Origin of the sequence: Methylobacterium sp. WL7 (assembly GCF_008040085.1) — a bacterium.
GTDB lineage: Bacteria > Pseudomonadota > Alphaproteobacteria > Rhizobiales > Beijerinckiaceae > Methylobacterium > Methylobacterium mesophilicum.
In genome coordinates, this window is record NZ_VRVG01000048.1 from 1 (window position 1) to 18753 (window position 18753).

Consider the following 18753-nt stretch of genomic DNA (forward strand, 5'->3'; position numbering starts at 1 on the left):
GCCCCCGGGGGCGATGGCGGGGTCTGGCCGGATGCGCCATCGCCCCCGGGGGCCGGGGCCTGCGCCGCAACGCCCGACGCCCACAGGGCGAGCGTCACGGCCGCGATCATCCGGTTGGTTCTGAACACGCTGCGTCCTCTGAGGAAGGGCCGGGCCGAGCCGACGCATCGGCAAGACCGCGACCGTATCGGCCGGATTCGGGCCCGCCGTCGGCGAGACCCTGCCTGCGGACAGCACCCTGCCGAAGGACCTGGGCGAAGTTATGGACCCTCGGGGCCGGCCGGCAAGTTCCGCGCCGATGCTTGTGCGAGCGCCCGAGAGGCGCGCTGGCGCGCATGTGTCTGGTTTTCGCCGCAACCCGAGCGTAGACAGCCGACGATAAGCTTCTGCGAGCTGCGGAAACCACCGCGGCCCCTTGCGAGGACTACACGATGTCGACCCTCCCCTCGTCGGTCTGCGCCACTGCGCGCGGCCTCGCGCTCTGCGCCGCCCTGGCCGGCCTGGTGGCCGGCTGTCAGGCGCTCGGCGGCGGGGGCGGCGTGATGCCGGAAACCGAGGTCGGGCTGCCGCCCTCGCTGCGCGGCTCCCTGCCCAACCGCGAGGCCCGCAACGCTGCGGTCGATGCCGACGGGCAGCCGCTCCAGACCGCTCCGACGAAGCAGCTCGCGATCCCGCGCAGCGCCGGCGGCGCAACGCAGTCGGCCAATGCCGGGGAGCGCCGGATCCGGCGCGAGGACATCGAGGGCGGCAACGCCGCGGGCGGCGCGGGCAGCAACGCGATGGGCCCCATGCTCTCGCCCGGCGGCAGCGTCGGCCTCGGCGGGAAGTTCTAAGGGCGGCATCCGGCAGGGGGCACGGTGCACGGACGCGCCGCGCTTTCCCACGAAGCTACGGGCCCTATGCGGGGTTCTCTCGCCGAGCATGCCACAGCGTGACTCGTGACGGGCTCGCGCCCCCTCTCCCGCACGGGAGAGGGGGGCTCATCGCGACCTGCAAGAGCGACAGCGCTCCAGATCTGTGCAGGCGGTAGCCGCAGGGAGAAGGGGCGTGTCGCCCGCTCACAAAGCTCAGGCCGTCGGTGCGCGCACGCCGTAATAATCCTCGATCTTCCCGCGGTAGTTCGGGTCGGCGAAGGCGTCCTCGCCCGGGCCGTGGCTGGGGGCGCCGGCAAGGTTGCCCGGATCGATGTCGACCACGTAGCCGCCGAGTTCGGTGCTGTAGGTCAACGCCTTCCAGGGCAGGGGGTGGTGGTTCTCGCCAAGGCCCAGGAAGCCCCCGAAGGCCAGCACCGCGTAGGCGACCTGCCCGGTGACCTTATCCACCATGAAGTTGTACACGGCCCCGAGGTGTTTCCCCTCGCGGTCGTAGACCGCCGTGCCTTCGACCTTGTTCGAGGCGATCAGGCGGGCGGTCTCGTCGATGGCGATGCCCTCGCCGGTGGGATCGAGCTCCAGGGAGCCCGTCTTTCTCACGGGACGCTCGGTGGGCAGATCCGTCGGCATGGTGACTCCCGGGTTACGCAGACCGGGCCGGCGGTTCCTCCGGCCCTGGTCACTAAACGCCGGGGCGGGAGCGGGTTCCGGTGGCTCAGAGATCCGCCAGCATCCCGGCATTGGCCCGGCGCTGGTTGATCCGGTCGCGGACCGAGCGGCTAGCCAGCAGCATCTCGAAGCCGAACGCGACGAGCGCGCAGAGCGTGCACAGGATCGCGGTCCCGAACAGGCCGAACAGCAGGCTCGCCACCGTGCTGTCGCGCAGGGCGCCGACGAACAGCGTCAGCACCGAGCCGCAGGTCGCGACGCCGCCGAGCGCGGCCAGGAACACCGCCGCGTCCAGAGCCAGCGAGCGCGTATGCAGCCGGTCGAGTCGCTGGCCCAGGATGATCCGCTCGGCCTCGCCGGCCCCGGCCAGCAGCGTCGAGACGCGCTCGGCTTGGTCGGCGACCCGCGCGAGACGGGCGCCGAAGACGTTGAGCAGCGTCGCGAGGCCGGACAGCAGGAAGACCGGGCTCAGGGCCACCTGGACGACGTGGGCCGTGCTTTCCAGGGTGGTGGATGTGATGGGATCGATCATGTTCGCGGGCACATGGACCCGGCGGCCCTGCGCGGCAATCCCGTGCGCGGTCAGACCAGCCCGCGAGGGGGTTCGAGGCCGGATGTGGCCGGCTCGGCCCGGATACCGAGGCCAAGACCGAGCACGAGCCCGGTGGCGAGCAGCAGCGCGAGCGCGAGAACCGGGGTAAACATGACTGTATTTCTCGGGCCTGATCGTTAAGAGCAGGTTTCGAGCGCGCGGTTTCGGCGGAATGTTCTTCGCGGCGGTGCAGATCGGCGGCTTCCGGTGTGGATTTCCGCGCCTGCCCTGTGGATGAGGGCCCCGTGAAGGCGATTTCCCCTTGGAACGGCGGCGGCACCGCTTAGTTGCTGCTATGCTGGCTCGGCCGTGGGGCGCTCATGCCCCGGCCTGCGGCCCGAGAACCGGAGGAAGTTTATGGCCACGAAGACCGAGAAGGCTGCGCCGAAGGCGGCCAAGACCACGAAGGCCGACGAGCCGAAGGCCGCCAAGGCCGCGCCCGCGAAGGCTGCCAAGCCCGCCGCCACGAAGGCCGCCGGCGCGAAGCCGAACGCCCTGCAGCAGCCGCTGAAGCCGTCCGCCGAGCTCGGCGCGATCGTCGGCACGGCCGCGCTGGCCCGCGGCGAGGTGGTCAGCAAGGTGTGGGAATACATCAAGAAGCACAACCTGCAGAACCCCGAGAACAAGCGCGAGATCCTCGCCGACGACAAGCTCAAGAAGGTCTTCGGCAAGGACAAGTGCTCCATGTTCGAGATGAACAAGCATCTCGCGGCTCACCTGAAGTCTTGATCGTCTAAGCCCGCGTCCGGCGCCTCAGCCGGACCGGTGACTCTCGATCGAACGGGGCCCGACGGCCCCGAGCCGACGACCGTTTCGATCGAAGCGGTCTACGCGAGACCTTGCAGGACACCGCCATCCACCCGCAGCGCAGCGCCCGTCGTGGCGCTCGCTGCCGGGCTGCAGAGGTAGGCGACCAGGTTCGCAACCTCCTCCACCGTCGCGAGACGCTTGATCAGCGACGACGGGCGATGCTCGGCCACGAAGGCCCGGCCCATCGCGTCGAGGTCGGCATCGGCCGCCCCTCCCGCCATCTGCTTCATGAACTCGGCGACGCCCTCCGACAGGGTCGGCCCGGGGAGCACGCTGTTGACCGTCACGCCGGTGCCGGCCACCGTCTGGGCGAGGCCGCGTGAGATCGCGAGCTGCGCGGTCTTCGTCATCCCGTAATGGACCATCTCGGTGGGCGTGTTGATGCCGGACTCGCTCGAGATGAAGATCACGCGGCCCCAGCCGCGCTCCGCCATGGCCGGGGCGTAGGCACGGGACAGGCGCACGCCGCTCATCACGTTCACGTCGTAGAAGCGCTGCCAGTCCGCGTCCGGGATCTCGAAGAACGGCTTCGGCTCGAAGATCCCGGTGTTGTTGACCAGGATGTCGACCACGGGCAGCCCCCGGACGAGAGCATCGACCCCTTCGGCGGTGGCCACGTCGCCCGGTGCCGCGAAGGCGCGGCCGGCCTTGGTCTCGCCGCGCAGCTTGGTCAGCGCCGCCTCGACCCGCTCGGCGGTGCGGCCGTTGACGCCGACCTCCGCGCCGAGGTCGCAGAGCTCCTTGGCGATGGCGTAGCCGATGCCGCCGGTCGAGCCGGTGACGAGGGCCTTCTTGCCGGTGAGGTCGAGGTCCATGGGCGGAGACTCCGGGGCTTGGAACACGGGTTGTGGATATCGGCCCAACGCGCGCCAGGCCGGTCGGTGGCATACCGGGCTCGCCTAACCGCCCTTACCCCGCCGCAGGACGCTGGCGCAGCCGCCGATCGCGGCGAGCGCCACCGCGCAGGAGAGCGAGAGGGTAACGGCCCGTTCGGCGCCGAGCCCGTGGGTCAGCCCGAAGATCACCGCCACGAGGGCGGCGCCGAGCGATTGCCCGGTGAGGCGGGCCGTCGACTGCATGCCGCTTGCTCCGCCGGCGCGCTCCCGCGGCGCCGAGGTGACGATCACCTTGTTGTTGGGCGACTGGAACAGGCCGAAGCCGAGCCCGCACAGGGTCAGGCGCCAGACGATGTCGAGGGTGGCGGGCGCCTCGGGCAACAGCGTCATGCAGACGAGGCCGGCCGCCAGCATGGCGAGGCCGATGCCGCCCAGCAGACCGGGCGGGTAGCGGTCGGCCAGGCGCCCCGAGATCGGCGCCATCGCGGCCACCGCGATCGGCCAGGGGGTGAGCAGGAATCCGGTCTGGGTGCTGGAGAGGTGCAGCACGTCCTGGAAGTAGAACGGCAGCGCCACGTAGGACACCATCTGGGCGCAGAAGGAGGCCACCGATGTCGCCATCGACAGGGCGAAGGCGGGGATCCGCAGGAGGTCCACCGGCAGCAGCGGGGCGGGCAGCCGGATCTGGCGCCGCACGAACACGGTGCCGATCACCAGGGCGCCGACGAGTTCGGCGACGGCGATCGCTTGGCCCTCGGGGTCGCCGAGCCCGTCGATGCCGATGATCAGCAGGCCGAAGGTCAGCGCGTTGAGCACGGCGCTCACCAGGTCGAAGCGCCGCCCGCTCGCGGGGGTCGCCGGCAGGGTGCGCGTGGCCACCGCCAGGGCGAGCAGCCCCACCGGGACGTTGACCAGGAACAGCCAGGGCCAGCTCGCCACCGACAGGATCGCGGCCGCCACGGTCGGCCCCGCCGCCGAGGCCACCGCCACCACCAGGGCGACGTTGGCGACCCCCTGGCCGATCATCCGGTGCGGATAGATGAACCGCACGAAGCCGATGTTGACGCTCATGATCGCCGCGGCGCCGAGCCCCTGGACGATGCGCCCCGCAATCAGCAAGGGCAGGCTCGGCGCCAGCGCGCAGGCCAGCGACGCCGCGACGAACACCGCGAGCCCCGGCAGGTAGACCCGGCGGAAGCCGAAGATGTCGCCAAGCGATGCGAAGGGCAGGAGGCTCGCCGTCACGGCGATCTGGTAGGCGTTGACCACGAAGATCGCGTCGGCGGGCTTCACCGCCAGGTCCTTCGCCATCACGGGCAGGGCCACGTTGACGATCGCCCCGTCGAGGACCGCCATGGTCATGGCCAGCCCGATCGCCGCCATCGCCAGGACGCGCTCCCGCGGCGGCAGGCCGTCGTGCTGGGTGGGGACGCCTGTACCGGCCGGGACCTGCGCCATGCGCGCGCTCCTGCGGCGTCCCGGAGGGCCGGCGACGTCGGTTGCGGGGGGAGACCCGGGCGCGGATGCACCGCGGATGCCGGTTCCCTCTCGCGCAGCCGCGGCACAGCGTCGAGGGCCGTGGTGTGTCCTATGTCACGGCGCGGCGGGATTATTCGCCCGGCTATGCATCAGGCGAGCATGTAGGTCAGGAGCGAGCGCAGCTGCGCGGGCTTGATCGGTTTGCGCAGCAACTCCGCGCCGGACCGCGCAACCTTCGCCTCGACCTCGCGAGAATGGTCGGCGGTTGTGACGATCACCGGCAGCGCCTCGCCGTAGAGGTCATTCAGGTACGCGGCGACGTCGAGCCCGCAGGCATCGTCGTCGAGGTGGTAGTCGAGGACCAGGATGTCGGGCCGCGGGGCTCCGGCCTGCATGGCGGCGCGGACCCCGGCCAAATCCCGGAAGGTCGAGACCCGGGCGTCCCAGTTCTGCAGCAGGCGCGCCAGGGCGTCGGCCGTCGCGGCGTCGTTCTCCACCGCCAGGACGTGGGCGCCGGACAGGCGGGTCAGCACGGGGCCCGGCAGCGCGATGGCGGCCGGGATCGGACTCAGCGGCAGGCCCAGGGTCACCCGGGTGCCGTGGCCGGGCCGCGAGGCCAGGGTCAAAGGATGATCCAGCGCCTGGGCCATGCGCCGCACGATGGACAGGCCGAGGCCGAGGCCCGGCTCCTCCGCGGCGCCGGTCCGGGCGCCGCCCCGGAAGAACTCCTCGAAGACCAGGTCGTGCTCCTCGGCGGCGATGCCGCAGCCGGTATCGAACACGTCCACCCGGACCCCGCCGCCGGCGCGCCGCGCCGCGAGCACGATGCCGCCCGCGCCGGTGTAGCGGATGGCGTTGGAGACCAGGTTCTGGACGATGCGCTGGAGCAGCATCACGTCGCTCGTGACCGTGAGGTCCGGGCAGCGCACGGCGAGCCGCAGGCCCTTGCGCTCGGCGAACGGCTTGAAGCTCCCCGCCAGCTCGGCGAGCAGGTCGGGCAGGAAGACCGGCTGCAACTGCGGCCGGACGATGCCGGCATCGAGCTTGGAGATGTCCAGGAGCGTCTTGATCAGGTCCTCGATCGTCTGGAGGCCCCGCTCCACCCGGCCCGCAATGGTGCGCGCCTCGGGCGGCAGCGGCAGGTCGTCCAGCGCCGAGATCGAGAGGCGCGCGGCGTTCACGGGCTGCAGCAGATCGTGGCTCGCCGCCGCCAGGAACCGCGTCTTCGAGCGGTTGGCGGTCTCGGCCTCCTCCTTGGCCGCCGCCAGGGCTTCGTTCGAGCGCTCCAGGCGGTGCATCAGTCCGGTCAACTCCTCGGTACGGGTGCGGACGCGGCCCTCCAGCATGATCGCGGTCTGGAACAACGAGTAGGCGCTGCCGCGCTGATCCATGCTGCGCTCGACATGGGACATCAGCGCGGCGTTGATCCGCTCCAGCTTCTCGATCCGCCGGCGCAGGGAGGCGTCGGTCTCGAGCCCGCTCGGGTGAAGGGTCATGATCCGGCCGGAACGGGCGGGTCGCCGGGCTCCGTGCCCCCGGTAAGCCCCTTGCCGATCGCGATGCCCGTGAAGGTCTGGTTGAGGTGCATCGCCCGGTACTGCTCGCCGAAGGTCTCGAAGCCGACGACGTTGTAGCGGCGGTACAGGTCGGCGATGCCGTGGCCCACCTGCCGGCTCTCGGCATCGAGCCGGCGCAGGACGCATTCGAAGCCGATGATCAGGTCTACGCCGCCCAAAGCCGTGTCGAGGCGGGCCAACTCGGTCCGGGTGGAGGCCACGATGTCGCGCGGCTCGGCCAGCGTCAGCACCACGCCCTCGTCGATGGCGCAGAAGAAGCTCAGCGAGCCGTCCTCGTTCATGCGGCGGATCGAGCGGCAGAAATACTCGCCGCCGACCTTCACGGCGAGCGGGTAGGCGGCAAAGCTCATCGGCGACAGGCCCTCGGGGTCGAGGCCGATCGCCATGGCGTATTCCCGCGCCGCCGGCTCGGCGTTGAGTTCGTGGATCGTGCGCCGCTCGCTGTCCGAGGCGGTGACCACGAACTTGGTCCCGGTCGGCTCGAAATTGTCGCTCTTGAAGATCTCGAACGGGAAATCGGTCTCGACCAGCACCAGCACCGCCGCGTTACGGTGGATCCGGCCGCCATGCAGCAGTACCGCGTCCCGGAAGCGCAGGTCGTCGCCCGCCGAACCGCCGACGATCGGGATTCCGTCGAGCGCCCACGCGATGGCCGAGACCACCGTCTCCTCCGCGTTGGCCAGCCCATCGATCAGCGACAGCGCGAAGCGGCGATGATCGATCGCCGGCGCCTCAGCTTCGCGGGATGACACCATCGGGTCCAGGGTCCGGCGCAGGGCGCGCACGGCCGAGGCGGTGCGCTCGACATCGAGGTGGTCGATGGCGTCGAGCACGGTCGAGACGATGCGGAAGCGCTCGAACGGGAAGGCGATTACGACGAGGCCGCGATCGAGGCCGCCCGCCGGAGCGATGCCCCCCGACATCGAGCAGCCCGCGACGGGGACGCCGGGGAACTGCTTCTCCATGGCGTTAGCCAGGATCTCGGGGTCGTAATCGTGCGAGAAGAAGGCGACGATCTGGGACAGGGCCGGGGTACCGATCGCCCGCGCGATCGCGGAGACGGCGTCGGAGGCCGCGACGGCCTCCGTCCAGGCCGTCCAGATACCGCACGCATGGCGGCGCACTCCGGTCCCTTGAACCACGTTCCACCCCCTCACACCCCCTCGGCGAGCTTTGCCCTCGCTCTTCAGTGTCTTGCGCGGAGTATGTCGTGCACAACCGACCGGCGCAACGGGGCGTCGCGCCGTCGATTTCGGAGGCTGCGCGCCCGCGCGGAAACGCGGCGGCGCTCACTTCATGCAGACGTCTTCCGCCTTCGTGAAGGCGGCGGGTTTCGCCTCGTGGTCGGCCGGGCGGTTGCGTCCGACCACGCCATCCGCGCGGGCGCGCAGATACGTGTAGATGTCCGGCATGTAGCACATGACGTTCCGGTTATCCCCGAATGCCGGCATGACCAGCTCCTGCGAGGCGTTCACGTCCTTCTTGCCGCCGGTGATGATGCCGGCGAAGTGCGCGTAGTCCATGCCCTTGAGCGCATCGACCAGGGAGGGCGCGTAGGTGGACCCCATGCCGTCCGGGCCGTGGCAGACGATGCAGTTGGCGTTGTACCGCAGGTACCCGGACATCGTGTACCAATCGACTTTCTTGCCGCCGTCGGTGACGTGGTAGGTCGGATCGCCGTTCTTGTCGGTGTACTGGCCGTCCTGGACCTTGGCCGGCTGCGTCGGGCCATCGCTCTTGAGATCGCCGGGACTCGTCTGCGGGGGCGATGGGGTGTCCGGGGTCGCGGCCGAGGCCGGGTCCGCCACCAGGGTTCCGATCACGAGCCCTGCGACTGCGAGCGCCGCGAGCGCATCCGTTGTGCACCGCATGTCGTTCCTCCAGCCGCCCAAGCGTTCTGATCCTTCAGGTGGCGGCGGTGGACAACGGCGCTCACGGCTCGCGAATGCCGTTGGAGATCTTCACGTTTTCGCGCGGGTCTCGGCCACCCGACGGCACGGGTGCCACAGGTCTGGGAATTCCTACGTCATCCGCGTTGCGCACAGCATTAACCTTTTGTTAATCCGCCGATTGCCGCCGGCCCCCCGGCGTGAGAGCTTTCGTTAACGAGAGCTTAACGGTTGGGTCACGGCGATGCGGTTCGCGGGTTCCATGGTGCAGGGTTCGGTTCCCAGCTCTGCGCTGCGTCGGGTGGCTCGCAGCCGTCGCGTGCTGGCCGGCTTCGCCTGGGCCGCCTTGTGCTTCGCCGGGCTCGGCGCCGGGACGGTGCAGGCCCAGACCTTCGCCAGCCTGCCGTCCCCGCAGATCGGGGCCGAGCCCCAGGGCGCGGCGCGGCCGATCGCGGCCTGGGTGACGTTCTGCCAGTCCTACGCGGCGGAATGCGCCGTGGACCGCAGCGAGCCGGCGCGGATCACCCTGACCCCGGCGGTCTGGGCCACCATCGTCTCGGTCAACCGCCGGGTGAACAAGTCGGTCGAGCCGAAGACCGACATGGAGCATCTCCACGTCGCCGACCGCTGGGACCTGGCCGAGGACGGGATCGGCGACTGCGAGGACTTCCAGCTGCTCAAGCGCCACCTGTTGGCCGACGCCGGCCTGTCCCGCCGGGCGATGCGCATGACCGTGGTGATCGACGAGAAGGGCGAGGGCCACGCCGTGCTGACCCTGATCACCGACCGCGGAGATCTGGTCCTCGACAACAAGACCAACGCGATCGTGCCGTGGCACAAGACCGGCTACGTGTTCATCAAGCGTGAGAGCCAGGACGCCACCGCGTGGGTCTCGCTCGGCGGCGTCACCTCGCCGGTCACCACCGCCAACCGCTGATCAGGGCGGTTCTCTGCACCGCGTCGGCCCATTCGCAGGACGCGTCCGGACAGCCGGATTTCCATCCCGACCTTAAGCTTTCGCTAACCTTGGCGGCGTCACCCTGTCTGCGGACCGAGTGCCCGATCCATGTCGCCTGCCTCCCTCATATCGCCCGTGCTGTTCGCCGCGATGCTGTTCGCCTCCGGGCCGGTGCAGGCGGGCGGCGAGACCGAGCTGCGCCACACGGGCTGGCGCGAGTGCCTCAGCCGCAACTTCCGGATCCAGGCCGCGCTCACGGACCCTGACCTCGCCGCGGATTCCGCGTTCCGGGCCTGCCGCAGTGCCGAGGACGCCTATCTCGCAGCCCTGGCGGGTTCACCGCTTCTCGACGGCGACGACGTCGCCCGCGCCCGCCCGATGCTCGCCGGCCGCGTCCGGGCCTGGCTGATCAGCAGCCGGGGGTGATGGGCCGGATCGGCACCGCTCGGGGGCCCACCCAGCAGTCGCTCACGCAGGCGTCTGGGGCCGGACAGGGCGCTGGGCCACTAGATACCGCAGGCGCAGCACGACCGGACATTGGCGATCCTCTGTGCAGGCGTGCCGAACGTCGACTGGGTCACCCCGTAATTGGTCCAGTGCGTGATCCACTGCTTGATGTAGTGCGGACCGTTGGGCGCGTTGGCGAGCTGATGGGCCGCCCAGCAATCTGCCAGCCGTTCCGAGTTCTTTCGAATGGCGAGAAGGCCATAGGCATGGACGATGTAGAAATGACTGGCGCCCTTGATCTGGGACTCGACCAGATTGATCCGGGCCGGGCACAGGAAAAGGCCGTCGGATTTGGATGTGGCGATACTGCCGGACGTCTCGGTGCAGCTTTGAGTTACCGAAACATTCAATAATCCGCCTGCAGGACTCCATTGAGCGTGTGATGGGCTGCAATGAGATATGAAGGCGCACGCCGCGACTGCAGCCGTCCGAGCGTAAGACATGAAATTGTTCCAAAAAGAGGATGGTCGCCGAGCATATAGAACCGGAACACTCGGTGAAACCTTGCGTTTTTTGCGTAGCTCGTTCGGGCTTACATTCCGCAACGAAGTGTCAGGTTCGCGTGGTGGCGCGCGGTTCCGGTCGCCCAAGACGAGCCGACAACGGCAGCAAGGAGCGGGACGCTTTCTCTCTCCGGAGCCCGCATGGTTTCCGGGAGAGGGAGCACCCCATGACCCGATACCGCTGCGTACCGATCGATGCCGTCATCGCGGATCGCTTCCGCCAAACCGGGCGCGACGACTTCGACAATCCGGTCCGGTCGGTCACGGCGACGAGCGACAGCGGGTTTCCCTGTCGGCAATGCCTGTGCTGCGCCGAGCCGGGAGAGCCGATGCTGCTCGGGTCCTACGATTTCGGGCGTCCGCGCGGCATCTACTGGGCCCCGAGCCCGATCTTCCTGCACGCGCAATCTTGTCGGAGTTTCGCCGCGGCAGATGTCGTCGCACCGATCCTTCGCGCCAACACCCTGGTGTCGGTCCGGGCCTACGATGCCGAGGATCTTTGCCTGTACGATCTCGGCCACGTCTGTCCCGGCGCCGAGATCGACGCGCCGCTGCTGCGCGCCCTCGGCGACCCGCGCACGGCCTTCGTCAACGTCCACACCGCGCGGCCCGGCTGCCTGCTGTCCCGGGTCGAGCGGCTGACGGTTAGCCCTTGAGCCGCGCCTTGATGCGCCGGGTGAGCCCGTCGCGCACGTCCCGGTAGGCGTCCAGGCGCTGCTCCCGGGAGGCGTCCTGCAGCAGGGTCGGGTCCGGCGTCGGCCAGTACTCGACATCGGCCGCGAGCGTGTGGGTCAGGTCGAGGGCCCGGTGGTGCGCCTCCGGCGAGAGGGTGATGATCAGGTCGAAGTTCAGGCCCTCCCAATCCTCCAACTGCTCGATGGTGCGGGGGCGATGCCGGCTCGCGTCGATGCCGAGTTCGTCGAGGGCCGCGATCATGAACGGATCGGTGGGCTCGCCCGAGCGCACGCCGGCCGACTGTACATAGGTCGATTTGCCGAAATAGGCCCGCGCGATCGCCTCGGCCGCGGCCGAGCGCACGGCGTTGAAGTTGCACATGAACAGGACCGACTGGACCCGCCGCTTCTTCGGGGCGATCTCGGGGAAAGGCTCAACCATCGCCGTTCGGGGCCGGAAGGCGCCCTAGCCCTTCCAGTGCAGGGCGAAGATCAGCGTGAACAGGCGGCGCGCCGTATCGTGGTCGAGGTCGACCTTGCCGTCGAGGCGCTGCTTGAGCGTGTCCGAAGCTTCGTTGTGCAGGCCGCGCCGGCCCATGTCGATCGCCTCGATCTGCGACGGCGAGGCGGTACGGATCGCGTTGTAGTAGCTCTCGCAGATCATCTCGTAGTCGCGGATCACCCGTCGGAACGGCGTCAGCGACAGGAGGTGCGTCATCACCGGCTCGCCGTCCACCGTGCTGATCGCGAAGGACAGCTTGTTCTCGACGAGGCCGAGCGTGAGCATGTACGGGCCCTCGCGGCCCGGAATCGTGAAGGAGTTGTCTTCCAGGATGTCGAACAGTGCGATCGCCCGTTCGTGCTCCTGATCCGGGTTGCCGCGGGCGATGGACGCCTCGTCCAGGCTTACCTTGGCGAGGCGGTTCGGCCCGCGCTGCTTCTCGGCCATCCCCACACCCTCACAGGTTCAACCGGATCGCGACGGAGCGGGCGTGACCCTCCAGACCCTCCGACCGGCCGAGCGTTATCGCTGCCGGACCCAGCGCCCGCAAGCTCTCCGGCGTGCAGGCCAGGATCGTGGTCCGTTTCATGAAGTCCAAGACGCCGAGGCCCGAGGAGAACCGGGCCGAGCGGGCGGTGGGCAACACGTGGTTCGGGCCGCCGACGTAATCGCCGATCGCCTCCGGCGTGTGCGACCCCAAAAAGATCGCGCCGGCGTTACGGATCCTGCCCGACAGCGCCTCGGCATCCTGGGTCTCGATTTCCAGGTGCTCGGGGGCGATCCGGTCGACCAGCGGCACCGCCTCGTCGAAATCCCGGACCCGGATGATCGCGCCGTAATCGCGCCAGCTCGCCCGGGCGATCTCGGCCCGGGGCAGGGTGGTCAGCGCGCGCTCGACGGCGGCTTCCACCGCCTCGGCGAGTTCCGCGCTGTCGGTGATCAGGACCGACTGGGCGGCGGTGTCGTGCTCCGCCTGGGCCAGGAGGTCGGCGGCGATCCAGTCGGGGTTGGCGTGGCCGTCGGCGAGGATCAGCACCTCGGACGGGCCGGCGATCATGTCGATCCCGACCTGGCCGAACACCCGGCGCTTGGCCGCCGCCACCCAGGCGTTGCCGGGGCCGACGATCTTGGCGACCGGGGCGATGCTGGCGGTGCCGTAGGCCAGCGCCGCCACCGCCTGGGCGCCCCCGACCCGGTAGACCTCGTGGACCCCGGCCAGGCGGGCCGCGGCCAGCACCAGGGGATTGAGGATGTTGTCGGGCGTCGGCACCACCATGACGATCCGGGGCACGCCCGCCACCCGGGCCGGCACGCCGTTCATCAGGACCGAGGACGGATAGCTCGCCGTGCCGCCGGGCACGTAGAGCCCGACCGATTCCAGCGCCGTCCAGCGCCAGCCGGCGGTGACGCCGAGCGCGTCGGTCGCCCGGTGATCCTGGGGCTTCTGCTGTGCGTGGAACGCCTCGATCCGCTCCGCCGCGAGGCGCAGCGCCGTCATCGCCTCGTCCGGGCAGGACGCGACGGCCGCATCGATCTCGGCCTCGGTGATCCGCAGGGCATCGGCGGAGAAGTCCGGCCCAAGCCGGTCGAAGCGGCGGGTGAAGTCCACCAGGGCGGCGTCGCCGCGGGCGACGACCTCGCCGATGATGCCGCGCACCGCCTCGTCGACATCCTCGGCGATCTCACGCTTCAGGGTGAGCAGCCGCGCGAAGTCGGCGGCGAAGTTCGGGGAGGAGCTGTCGAGCCGGACCATCGGATGTCTTTCGTCTGTCTCAAGCCGCCGGGCCGGGGGCGGCGACCGCATCGGTCGCCGGATCGATTGCATGGCCGGGGCGGGCGACCGCCTCCCAGACCGGGCCGAGATCCTTCATCCGGACCTCGATGCACTCGACTTCGAGCCGCACCGCCGCGCCGCCGGAGAACACCATGTCGATATGGCCCGACGGCGAGTCGGTCGCCTCGAAGGTGAGGGCGAGCAGGCTCATCGGCGTGGTGTCGCCCGGGGCCAGCCCGCGGGTCTTCACGCTGAGGACGCGCTCGACATGCAGGCCGGCCAGCCGCCGCCGCGGCGGCGCGTCGGGCGTCCAGTCGAAGCGCCGCACGACCATGAGGAAGCGATGCTCGCCGGCCAGGTAGGTCAGGTCCTCCGGGCGCAGGATCGCGTCCTGGAGGTGTGCGGAGATCACGGTCAGATCCTCGGTATCGAGGGCGGCGAGCTTGAGCAGCTCCATGAAAGGATCCTCGGGGATAGGTAGGCGCGGGCGGCGGCGGCGGCCCAACGGCAGGGCGTAGGTAGCGGCCAGACCGGGTTCGGGCAACGCCCGCATCCGGGATGGCGGTCCCGGCCGGGGGCGTCCGGCCCCCTCACGCTGCCTGGGCCCCTCAGGACGACCGAGACGATTCGAGGCAGGACGACGATGGTGAAACGGATCTCGCTCGCGGCGCTGGCTGCCCTGACCCTGGCGCCACTGGTCGCCGCCCCGGTGCGCGCACAGGTCGGTCCCGACGCGGATGTCTACGTGTTCGGCCGTCCCGGGCCGGATCGCTACGAGTACGACCGCCCGCGTCGGCGGCCGCCGCCTCCACCGCCCCCGGGCGACGAGGACGATCGGCCGCGCTACGACCGGCGCTGGCGCAGCGTCGGCCTCTGCCTCACGGCCGGAGTTGATGGCTGGTCCCGGTCCGGCCCGTACGACACGTCCTGCGGCTGCGAGATACCTGGCTTCGGCTACAAGCGCGGGCGGATCGGGGGCTGAGGCGGCTCAGGCGGCGTCGTGTTCGAGACGATACGGCGCCGCCAGCAGCGCGATCGGCAGGTGCCAGGCCTCGCTGATGGCGCGGATCTGCGCGAGGTTCAGGTGCCGTTTCCGGCTCAGGATCTCCGATGCCCGTGCTCGCGAGCCGAGAAGACGCGCCAGCTCCGCCTCCGAGCGGCCCATATCGGTGATGGCAGCGTGCAGGATCTCGACCGGATCGGCCGCCGCAATCGGGAAGGTGCGCTCTTCGTAGTCTTCCACGAGCGTGGCGAGCACATCGAGCTTGTCGCCGGCCGGCGTTCCCCGTGGGGAGCCCCAAAGGCGCTCGATTTCCTGCAACGCGTCCCGGTGGTCCGCTTCCGAGCGGATCGGCCTGATCTCCACGGGCGGTCTCCTTAACCAGGCATAGTGTCGCCTATGGGGATACTATCGCTGCGAAGGCTGGGAAATTCTCACGACGTCTGATCGTCCACCTTGTCATCCCGGGCTCGCCTACGGCGCCCCGGAATGACGAGGTTGTTGATCCTTCCGACGTTGCATCAGCGAACGCAGCGATCAGCCCAGGAGCGGTGATCCCGCATTTGGGCTCAAGCCTACGCCCGTACCCGCTCGATCTGTGCGCCGCAGCGGCCGAGCTTGGCTTCCAGCGCCTCGAAGCCGCGGTCGAGGTGGTAGACCCGGTTGATCTGGGTCTCGCCCTCGGCGGCGAGGCCCGCGATCACCAGGGAGACGGAGGCGCGCAGGTCGGTCGCCATCACGGGCGCGCCCTTGAGCCGGTCGACGCCCTCGACGATGGCGAGGTCACCCTCGAGGCGGATCTTCGCGCCGAGGCGGGCCAGCTCCTGCACGTGCATGAACCGGTTCTCGAAGATCGTCTCGCGGATGTGCGACTGGCCCTTGGCCAGCGTCATCAGCGCCATGAACTGCGCCTGCAGGTCGGTGGGGAAGCCCGGGAACGGATCGGTGGTCACGTCGACGGCCGCGATGCCGCCGCCGTTGCGGCGCACGCGGATACCCCCCTCGACCTGGCTGATCTCGGCTCCCGTGGTCGACAGGACGTCGAGCGCCGAGTGCAGCAGCTCGGCCCGCGTGTCCTTGAGGATCACGTCGCCGCCGGTCATCGCCACCGCCATGGCGTAGGTGCCGGTCTCGATCCGGTCGGGTAGCACCTCGTGGCGCGCGCCGTTGAGCCGGGCGACACCCTCGATCTCGATCCGGGGCGTGCCCGCGCCGCGGATCTTGGCGCCCATCTTGTTCAGGCATTCGGCGAGGTCGACCACCTCGGGCTCCCGGGCGGCGTTCTCCAGCACCGTGGTGCCGTACGCGAGGGAGGCCGCCATCAGGGCGACATGCGTGCCGCCGACCGTCACCTTCGGGAACGCGATCTCGGCCCCGCGCAGGCCGTTCTTGGTCTTGGCGACCACGTAGCCGGCGTCGATCTCGATCTCGGCCCCGAGCTTCTCAAGGGCGGTGATCAGCAGATCGACCGGGCGGGTCCCGATGGCGCAGCCGCCCGGCAGCGAGACCTTGGCCTCACCGAACCGGGCCAGCAGCGGTGCCACCACCCAGAAGCTCGCCCGCATGGTCGAGACCAGGTCGTAGGGCGCGGTGGTGTCGATGACGTTGGATGCGGTGAGACGGATCGTCTGGCCGGTCTCGGTGGTCTGCCCGGGGCGCTTGCCGACCACCATGTGGTCGACGCCGTGATTGCCGAGGATGCGGGTCAGCGCGGAGATGTCGGCGAGGCGGGGGACATTGATCAGCTCCAGCGTCTCGCCGGTGAGCAGGCTCGCGATCATCAGCGGCAGCGCCGCGTTCTTGGCGCCCGAGATCGGGATCACGCCGTTCAGGGGCGCGCCGCCGGTGATGTGAATGCGGTCCATCGTATGTCCTCGGGCGGCGCACCTCCCTGGTGCGCGGCCGGCCGTTCTCCTGGTGGACGCCGCGGCGCCCAGGCTTGGCCGTCCCCTATAGACCGGATTTGTCGGAATCTGGACCGGGAGAATCGGTCTCGGGCGGGCCGGGCTGCTCCGCCTCGGGGACGTCCCGGGTTTCGGTGCGGCCGCGGCCCTGTTCCTTGCGGCGGCGCAGATTCGCGCGAAGCGCCGCCTTCAGGCGCTCGGAACGCGCGTCCTTGCCCCCGCTCATCGCGCGACCCTTCGTCGCCGCAAGCTCGATCCGGGTGATCCCGCGCCGGGGCAGGCAGTTCGGCGTGACGACATGGGGGCGCTCAAGGAAATGGCAGCGTGTTCGGACGTCCGTGACGCCCCGCGAGGCTAGCGAGTTCGTCCCCGCCTCTCAACGGCTGCAGGGCAGCGATGCCGGAACCTTACCTTGAACCAGTTCCAGATCCGCGCGTATCTTGCGCCATTCACGCGAAGGACTGGACCGAGGCCGTACGTTGATCGCGGGATCCAGGTGTCGAACCGGCACCGACCGCACGGCCGCACACGCGAAGGACGCTCGATGACCGTCACCCGGATGCCCAGCACGATGCTCGCCCAAGCGGGTTCGACGCGCGCCGGCTCTGGCTACGAGCGATATTTCCGGGGCGCGCTCGACCAGCTCCACGGCGAGCGCCGCTACCGCGTCTTCGCCGATATCGAGCGCATCTCCGGGCGCTTTCCAACCGCCAAGTGGCGCAAGCAGGACGGCAAGACCGCCGAGATCACCGTGTGGTGTTCCAACGATTACCTCGGCATGGGCCAGCACAAGGAAGTGGTGGCGGCGATGACCGACACGGCCGCGCGCTGCGGCGTCGGGGCGGGCGGCACACGCAACATCGCCGGCAACAACTCGCCGCTGGTCGATCTGGAGCGCGAACTCGCCGACCTGCACGGCAAGGAGGCGGGTCTCGTCTTCACCTCCGGCTACGTCTCGAACCAGTCGGGCATCTCGACGATCGCCAAACTGATCCCGAACTGCCTGATCCTGTCCGACGCCTTCAACCACAACTCGATGATCGAGGGCGTCCGCCATTCCGGCTGCGACAAGAAGATTTTTCGCCACAACGACCTTCAGCACCTGGAAGAGCTGCTGCGCGCCGCCGGCGACCGGCCGAAGCTGATCGTGTTCGAGTCGGTCTACTCGATGGACGGCGACATCGCGCCGATCGGCCGGATCTGCGACCTCGCCGACACCTACGGCGCCATGACCTACCTGGACGAAGTCCACGCGGTCGGCCTCTACGGACCCCGCGGCGGCGGTATCGCCGAGCGCGACGGCGTCATGCACCGGGTCGACGTGATCGAGGGGACCCTCGCCAAGGGGTTCGGCTGCGTCGGCGGCTACATCACCGCCTCGGCGGCGATCTGCGACGCGGTGCGCAGCTTCGCGCCGGGCTTCATCTTCACCACCGCGCTGCCGCCGGCGGTGGCCGCCGCCGCCCGGGCCTCGGTGCGCTACCTCAAGCGATCGAACGTCGAGCGCGAGGCGCATCAGGCCCAGGCCGCCGCCACCAAGGCGGCGCTCACCGAGGCCGGCCTGCCGGTGCTGGAAACCGAGACCCACATCGTTCCGGTGATGGTCGGCGACGCCGAGCTGTGCAAGGCGGCGGCCGACCACCTGCTGGAGCGTCACGCCATCTACATCCAGCCGATCAACTACCCGACGGTCCCGCGCGGCACCGAGCGCCTGCGCATCACCCCGTCGCCGTTCCACGACGCGACCCACATCGCCCGCCTCGCTGCGGCGCTGGCCGAGACCTGGGAGACCCTGGACCTGCCCCGGGCCGGCACGGTGTTCGTCGAGGCGGCGGAATAGGGTTTTTGCGGTCGCAGGCTGCGGCCGGGCCCATGCCTCCCTGCTGCGGCCTCTCCTGCACGGGCTACGACGCTCACACATCTGCAGACGAAGCGCGGGTCCCCTCGCCCCGCCAGCGGGGAGAGGCCCGCACGGACCTTGTCGTCCGTGTGGGAAGCGCAGGCGAAGCCGGAGCGGCGGTGGGGGGGCGGTTCAGGACGAGGCGGGCGTCCGGAACCGCCCCCTCACCGTCGGCTGCCGCTTTGCTTCGGCGACGACGAGGTCGCCGAAGCCCTCTCCCCGCAAGCGGGGCGAGGGGATACCCGCATCGATGCTGGAGCCGAAGCACGGGCCGTCGCGCAAGAAGGGCCGAACTCGATCTGTGAAT

At 69.9% G+C, this 18753-nt stretch carries 22 protein-coding genes; 7 read left to right on the forward strand and 15 right to left on the reverse strand.

Translation table 11 applies throughout. The annotated features are described in order from the left end of the window. The first annotated feature begins 431 nt into the window (after positions 1 to 431). Positions 432 to 833, forward strand: coding sequence for a hypothetical protein (locus FV233_RS14150; RefSeq protein ID WP_147897840.1), 402 nt, complete (start codon positions 432 to 434; stop codon positions 831 to 833). A gap of 234 nt (positions 834 to 1067) precedes the next feature. Here FV233_RS14150 and FV233_RS14155 read toward each other — a convergent pair whose 3' ends face one another. The 3 genes from FV233_RS14155 to FV233_RS31635 all read right to left on the reverse strand — a co-directional run bounded on the left by FV233_RS14155 (position 1068) and on the right by FV233_RS31635 (position 2246). Then, positions 1068 to 1502, reverse strand: coding sequence for a PRC-barrel domain-containing protein (locus tag FV233_RS14155; RefSeq protein ID WP_147857557.1), 435 nt, complete (start codon positions 1500 to 1502; stop codon positions 1068 to 1070). Positions 1503 to 1587: 85 nt separating this feature from the next. Continuing rightward, complete coding sequence (locus FV233_RS14160; RefSeq protein WP_147857556.1) at positions 1588 to 2073, reverse strand: DUF2721 domain-containing protein; 486 nt, start codon at positions 2071 to 2073, stop codon at positions 1588 to 1590. Positions 2074 to 2123: 50 nt separating this feature from the next. Then, positions 2124 to 2246 (reverse strand): hypothetical protein, encoded by a 123-nt coding sequence (locus FV233_RS31635; protein WP_281406547.1) that lies wholly within the window; start codon positions 2244 to 2246, stop codon positions 2124 to 2126. A 244-nt stretch (positions 2247 to 2490) separates the two neighbouring features. Between FV233_RS31635 and FV233_RS14165 the strand changes: the two genes are divergently transcribed. Next, positions 2491 to 2862 carry an SWIB/MDM2 domain-containing protein gene (locus FV233_RS14165; protein WP_147897841.1) on the forward strand — a complete coding sequence of 124 codons (372 nt, stop codon included), beginning with the start codon at positions 2491 to 2493 and terminating at the stop codon, positions 2860 to 2862. Positions 2863 to 2960: 98 nt separating this feature from the next. Here FV233_RS14165 and FV233_RS14170 read toward each other — a convergent pair whose 3' ends face one another. The 5 genes from FV233_RS14170 to FV233_RS14190 form a co-directional block, all read right to left on the reverse strand. After that, positions 2961 to 3758 (reverse strand): SDR family NAD(P)-dependent oxidoreductase, encoded by a 798-nt coding sequence (locus tag FV233_RS14170; protein WP_147854451.1) that lies wholly within the window; start codon positions 3756 to 3758, stop codon positions 2961 to 2963. 84 nt (positions 3759 to 3842) lie between these two features. Beyond that, positions 3843 to 5237, reverse strand: a complete 1395-nt coding sequence (locus FV233_RS14175) for an MFS transporter (RefSeq protein ID WP_147854450.1) — start codon at positions 5235 to 5237, stop codon at positions 3843 to 3845. A gap of 170 nt (positions 5238 to 5407) precedes the next feature. Next, the gene (locus FV233_RS14180) at positions 5408 to 6754 is read right to left on the reverse strand and encodes a hybrid sensor histidine kinase/response regulator (protein ID WP_147897842.1); all 1347 of its coding nucleotides are present in this window, start codon (positions 6752 to 6754) and stop codon (positions 5408 to 5410) included. After that, positions 6751 to 7959: an FIST N-terminal domain-containing protein gene (locus tag FV233_RS14185; RefSeq protein ID WP_238259986.1), complete on the reverse strand. Its 1209-nt coding sequence runs from the start codon at positions 7957 to 7959 to the stop codon at positions 6751 to 6753. The genes FV233_RS14180 and FV233_RS14185 overlap by 4 nt, the downstream gene beginning before the upstream one ends. Before the next feature lie 165 nt (positions 7960 to 8124). Then, complete coding sequence (locus tag FV233_RS14190; RefSeq protein ID WP_147854447.1) at positions 8125 to 8706, reverse strand: c-type cytochrome, methanol metabolism-related; 582 nt, start codon at positions 8704 to 8706, stop codon at positions 8125 to 8127. 262 nt (positions 8707 to 8968) lie between these two features. Here FV233_RS14190 and FV233_RS14195 point away from each other — a divergent pair, with 262 nt between their 5' ends. Next, positions 8969 to 9661: a transglutaminase-like cysteine peptidase gene (locus FV233_RS14195; protein WP_187277688.1), complete on the forward strand. Its 693-nt coding sequence runs from the start codon at positions 8969 to 8971 to the stop codon at positions 9659 to 9661. Positions 9662 to 9790: 129 nt separating this feature from the next. Further along, the gene (locus tag FV233_RS14200; protein ID WP_147897843.1) at positions 9791 to 10108 is read left to right on the forward strand and encodes a hypothetical protein; all 318 of its coding nucleotides are present in this window, start codon (positions 9791 to 9793) and stop codon (positions 10106 to 10108) included. Positions 10109 to 10188: 80 nt separating this feature from the next. Here FV233_RS14200 and FV233_RS14205 read toward each other — a convergent pair whose 3' ends face one another. Beyond that, positions 10189 to 10539: a hypothetical protein gene (locus FV233_RS14205; RefSeq protein ID WP_147854444.1), complete on the reverse strand. Its 351-nt coding sequence runs from the start codon at positions 10537 to 10539 to the stop codon at positions 10189 to 10191. A 320-nt stretch (positions 10540 to 10859) separates the two neighbouring features. Here FV233_RS14205 and FV233_RS14210 point away from each other — a divergent pair, with 320 nt between their 5' ends. Then, positions 10860 to 11348: a DUF1203 domain-containing protein gene (locus FV233_RS14210; RefSeq protein ID WP_147854443.1), complete on the forward strand. Its 489-nt coding sequence runs from the start codon at positions 10860 to 10862 to the stop codon at positions 11346 to 11348. Here the strand turns inward: FV233_RS14210 and FV233_RS14215 are convergent. The 4 genes from FV233_RS14215 to FV233_RS14230 are packed head-to-tail and all read right to left on the reverse strand — an operon-like array spanning position 11338 to position 14099. Next, the gene (locus FV233_RS14215; RefSeq protein ID WP_147854442.1) at positions 11338 to 11808 is read right to left on the reverse strand and encodes a low molecular weight phosphatase family protein; all 471 of its coding nucleotides are present in this window, start codon (positions 11806 to 11808) and stop codon (positions 11338 to 11340) included. The genes FV233_RS14210 and FV233_RS14215 overlap by 11 nt on opposite strands. Before the next feature lie 24 nt (positions 11809 to 11832). Further along, positions 11833 to 12315, reverse strand: a complete 483-nt coding sequence (locus FV233_RS14220; protein ID WP_147854441.1) for a UPF0262 family protein — start codon at positions 12313 to 12315, stop codon at positions 11833 to 11835. A gap of 10 nt (positions 12316 to 12325) precedes the next feature. Further along, on the reverse strand, positions 12326 to 13621 hold the full coding sequence (gene hisD / locus FV233_RS14225) for a histidinol dehydrogenase (protein WP_147854440.1): 1296 nt from the start codon (positions 13619 to 13621) through the stop codon (positions 12326 to 12328). 19 nt (positions 13622 to 13640) lie between these two features. Continuing rightward, complete coding sequence (locus FV233_RS14230) at positions 13641 to 14099, reverse strand: DUF2948 family protein (protein ID WP_147854452.1); 459 nt, start codon at positions 14097 to 14099, stop codon at positions 13641 to 13643. Between the two features lie 186 nt (positions 14100 to 14285). Between FV233_RS14230 and FV233_RS14235 the strand changes: the two genes are divergently transcribed. Further along, positions 14286 to 14624, forward strand: a complete 339-nt coding sequence (locus FV233_RS14235) for a hypothetical protein (protein WP_246689986.1) — start codon at positions 14286 to 14288, stop codon at positions 14622 to 14624. A 6-nt stretch (positions 14625 to 14630) separates the two neighbouring features. Here the strand turns inward: FV233_RS14235 and FV233_RS14240 are convergent, their stop codons facing one another. Together FV233_RS14240 and murA are read right to left on the reverse strand one after the other, a co-directional pair. Further along, a complete protein-coding gene (locus FV233_RS14240; protein WP_147854495.1) occupies positions 14631 to 15008 on the reverse strand; it encodes a transcriptional regulator in 378 nt (125 codons plus the stop codon). 209 nt (positions 15009 to 15217) lie between these two features. Beyond that, the gene (gene murA / locus FV233_RS14245; RefSeq protein ID WP_147854494.1) at positions 15218 to 16507 is read right to left on the reverse strand and encodes a UDP-N-acetylglucosamine 1-carboxyvinyltransferase; all 1290 of its coding nucleotides are present in this window, start codon (positions 16505 to 16507) and stop codon (positions 15218 to 15220) included. Positions 16508 to 17090: 583 nt separating this feature from the next. Here murA and hemA point away from each other — a divergent pair. After that, entirely contained in the window at positions 17091 to 18386 is a 1296-nt protein-coding gene (gene hemA / locus FV233_RS14255; RefSeq protein ID WP_147854492.1) for a 5-aminolevulinate synthase, read from the forward strand. The last annotated feature ends 367 nt before the right edge of the window (positions 18387 to 18753 follow it).

Coding starts and splice junctions, on each gene's coding strand:
- FV233_RS14150 (WP_147897840.1), top strand. CDS start 432: ATGTCGACCCTCCCCTCGTCGGTCTGCGCCACTGCGCGCGGCCTCGCG.
- FV233_RS14155 (WP_147857557.1), bottom strand. CDS start 1,502: ATGCCGACGGATCTGCCCACCGAGCGTCCCGTGAGAAAGACGGGCTCC.
- FV233_RS14160 (WP_147857556.1), bottom strand. CDS start 2,073: ATGATCGATCCCATCACATCCACCACCCTGGAAAGCACGGCCCACGTC.
- FV233_RS31635 (WP_281406547.1), bottom strand. CDS start 2,246: ATGTTTACCCCGGTTCTCGCGCTCGCGCTGCTGCTCGCCACCGGGCTC.
- FV233_RS14165 (WP_147897841.1), top strand. CDS start 2,491: ATGGCCACGAAGACCGAGAAGGCTGCGCCGAAGGCGGCCAAGACCACG.
- FV233_RS14170 (WP_147854451.1), bottom strand. CDS start 3,758: ATGGACCTCGACCTCACCGGCAAGAAGGCCCTCGTCACCGGCTCGACC.
- FV233_RS14175 (WP_147854450.1), bottom strand. CDS start 5,237: ATGGCGCAGGTCCCGGCCGGTACAGGCGTCCCCACCCAGCACGACGGC.
- FV233_RS14180 (WP_147897842.1), bottom strand. CDS start 6,754: ATGACCCTTCACCCGAGCGGGCTCGAGACCGACGCCTCCCTGCGCCGG.
- FV233_RS14190 (WP_147854447.1), bottom strand. CDS start 8,706: ATGCGGTGCACAACGGATGCGCTCGCGGCGCTCGCAGTCGCAGGGCTC.
- FV233_RS14195 (WP_187277688.1), top strand. CDS start 8,969: ATGCGGTTCGCGGGTTCCATGGTGCAGGGTTCGGTTCCCAGCTCTGCG.
- FV233_RS14200 (WP_147897843.1), top strand. CDS start 9,791: ATGTCGCCTGCCTCCCTCATATCGCCCGTGCTGTTCGCCGCGATGCTG.
- FV233_RS14210 (WP_147854443.1), top strand. CDS start 10,860: ATGACCCGATACCGCTGCGTACCGATCGATGCCGTCATCGCGGATCGC.
- FV233_RS14215 (WP_147854442.1), bottom strand. CDS start 11,808: ATGGTTGAGCCTTTCCCCGAGATCGCCCCGAAGAAGCGGCGGGTCCAG.
- FV233_RS14220 (WP_147854441.1), bottom strand. CDS start 12,315: ATGGCCGAGAAGCAGCGCGGGCCGAACCGCCTCGCCAAGGTAAGCCTG.
- hisD (WP_147854440.1), bottom strand. CDS start 13,621: ATGGTCCGGCTCGACAGCTCCTCCCCGAACTTCGCCGCCGACTTCGCG.
- FV233_RS14230 (WP_147854452.1), bottom strand. CDS start 14,099: ATGGAGCTGCTCAAGCTCGCCGCCCTCGATACCGAGGATCTGACCGTG.
- FV233_RS14235 (WP_246689986.1), top strand. CDS start 14,286: ATGGTGAAACGGATCTCGCTCGCGGCGCTGGCTGCCCTGACCCTGGCG.
- murA (WP_147854494.1), bottom strand. CDS start 16,507: ATGGACCGCATTCACATCACCGGCGGCGCGCCCCTGAACGGCGTGATC.
- hemA (WP_147854492.1), top strand. CDS start 17,091: ATGACCGTCACCCGGATGCCCAGCACGATGCTCGCCCAAGCGGGTTCG.